Origin of the sequence: Barnesiella sp. CU968 (genome assembly GCF_905219685.1) — a bacterium.
GTDB classification, from domain to species: Bacteria; Bacteroidota; Bacteroidia; order Bacteroidales; family Muribaculaceae; genus Lepagella; species Lepagella muris_A.
Genome location: NZ_CAJMXD010000439.1, coordinates 1 through 2,239, shown reverse-complemented (window position 1 = coordinate 2,239; position 2,239 = coordinate 1). Strand labels below are relative to the sequence as shown.

General features: G+C 48.1%; 3 protein-coding genes. 2 read left to right on the top strand and 1 reads right to left on the bottom strand.

Going from position 1 to position 2,239, the window contains the following annotated elements; genetic code table 11:
- The first annotated feature begins 62 nt into the window (after positions 1-62).
- Both gap and JX312_RS12515 read left to right on the top strand, forming a co-directional pair.
- Positions 63-1,070, top strand: coding sequence for a type I glyceraldehyde-3-phosphate dehydrogenase (gene gap / locus JX312_RS12520; RefSeq protein ID WP_128707260.1), 1,008 nt, complete (start codon positions 63-65; stop codon positions 1,068-1,070).
- 103 nt (positions 1,071-1,173) lie between these two features.
- Positions 1,174-1,917, top strand: coding sequence for a glycosyl hydrolase 53 family protein (locus tag JX312_RS12515; RefSeq protein WP_204458230.1), 744 nt, complete (start codon positions 1,174-1,176; stop codon positions 1,915-1,917).
- Here the strand turns inward: JX312_RS12515 and JX312_RS12510 are convergent.
- A partial coding sequence (locus JX312_RS12510) for a DUF4252 domain-containing protein (RefSeq protein ID WP_204458228.1) occupies positions 1,889-2,239 on the bottom strand: 351 nt, incomplete at its 5' end. The genes JX312_RS12515 and JX312_RS12510 overlap by 29 nt on opposite strands.

Here is a 2,239-nt window from a genome sequence, read left to right as displayed (position 1 = left end):
TTTAAAGATAAGTAATAAATATAAAACCCAAATAAATTTACCCAAAATAAACAAAATTTAAAATGACAAAGATTGGTATCAACGGCTTTGGCCGTATAGGACGTTTCGTATTCCGTGCCTCCACCAAGAGAGAAGACATCGAGGTAGTTGCAATCAACGACCTTCTTCCTGTAGATTACATGGCTTACATGTTGAAGTATGACACAATGCACGGTCGTTTCGACGGCACTGTAGATTACGATCTCGAGAAGAGCCTTCTCATCGTAAACGGCAAGGAAATCCGCGTAACAGCATGCCGCGACCCCAAAGAGATCAACTGGGGCGGTGTTGGCGCCGAGTATGTTGTTGAGTCAACAGGTCTTTTCCTCACAGAGGAGAAAGCTCAGGCACACATCGAGGCTGGTGCGAAATACGTAGTTATGTCTGCACCTTCAAAAGATGCTACTCCTATGTTCGTTGTAGGTGTTAACGAGAATACTTATGCCGGTCAGAAGTTTGTTTCCAACGCTTCTTGCACAACCAACTGTCTTGCTCCTATCGCCAAAGTTCTCCACGAGAAATTTGGTATCAAGGAGGGTCTCATGACAACCGTTCACTCTACAACTGCCACTCAGAAGACTGTTGACGGTCCTTCTATGAAAGACTGGCGTGGTGGTCGTGCCGCTTCAGGCAACATCATCCCCTCTTCAACAGGTGCTGCAAAGGCTGTAGGTAAAGTTATCCCCGAGCTCAACGGCAAACTTACAGGTATCTCTATGCGTGTCCCCACTCTTGACGTATCTGTGGTAGACCTTACTGTAAACCTTGAGAAGCCCGCTACAAAAGAGGCTATCTGCGCTGCTATGAAAGAGGCTGCAGAGGGCGAGCTCAAAGGTGTGCTCGGCTACACTGAGGATGCAGTTGTAAGCTCTGACTTCCTCGGTTGCCCCCTTACTTCAATCTTCGATGCAAACGCCGGTGTTTACTTGACCGACAACTTCGTGAAAGTAATCTCCTGGTATGACAATGAGATCGGTTACTCAAACAAGGTTCTCGACCTCATCGCTCACATGAAGAAAGTAAACGGCTAATAAGAGTCAGAATCTTCAGAACAGAACGGTCCGGAAATTTTCCGGACCGTTTTTTTGTGGATTGGGGTATTTTTTTATAATTTTCGTGCAAACTGCAAATAATATGAGAATAAAAAGATTCGGGGTCTGTATAGCGGCTCTGTGTGCAGTGGCTGCTGTTTCGGCGGCAACTGAAACCGGAGACAAGGAGCCTTTCTGGCTCGGCGGGGATATTTCAGGCATGAACGCCACTCGTCTTCGCGTCTGGGTGAATCCCAAGGACGGTTTTTGCTCTCCGGAGGATGTGCTGAAGATGGCAAAACGTTCACAGGCTCTGGGTATGCCTGTGATGATTGACTTCCACTATTCCGACTGGTGGGCGGATCCGGGCAAGCAAAATCCTCCCAAGGCATGGCTCGGCATGACTCTCGAACAGACGGAAAAAGCTCTCGCCGACCATACGCGGCAGACACTCCGGCTTCTTAAGGACAACGGCATCGACGTTAAATGGGTGCAGGTGGGAAACGAAACGACCCACGGCTTTTTATGGCCTATGGGTCGTTTCGAGGAGAACCCCGTGAACTATGCGTCTCTGACGAAAGCCGGGATAAAAGCGGTGCGCGAGGTATATCCTGAAGCAGAAGTTATCATTCATCTCGATAACGGTTTTGATCAGGGATTGTATGACCGAGTGTTCGATTCACTGAAGTCAAACGGAGTGGAGTGGGATACCATCGGCATCAGTGTCGATCCTTATTGGACGCCAGAGTGGAATGCAGAGGATGACTACCGTCTCGGAGCGTTATCGCGCAATATGCCCACAGTCATCATGGATGCCTTTAAGGAAGCTGCCTCGTCTGCTCGTTGAGTACAGACCGGATGTCGAACGTGCCTTTGGCTCGGATCACGCTGAGTTCTGACGCTTCTTCTGAAACTATCAGGAGATTCTTCAGTTTCATGCTTCTGTCATCAATATGACCGTATATGAGTGTTGTTTCCGGACCGTCGTGCGTTTCAAGGATAAGCTCGCTCCTGTCGCTGTCGATCGCATCTTTGACGCATTTCATAATTTCCTTTCTTCCTTTCATTCCTTGACAGTCGACGATGGTAATGCTCTTGAATCCTTTCAGGATTTTTCCTGCATCTTTGTCATCAATCGATGCAACAGAGCCAATCATCCATCCTACTCC

Bases quoted from the DNA above. Each gene is read 5' to 3' on its own strand.
- gap (WP_128707260.1), top strand. From the start codon at position 63: ATGACAAAGATTGGTATCAACGGCTTTGGCCGTATAGGACGTTTCGTA.
- JX312_RS12515 (WP_204458230.1), top strand. From the start codon at position 1,174: ATGAGAATAAAAAGATTCGGGGTCTGTATAGCGGCTCTGTGTGCAGTG.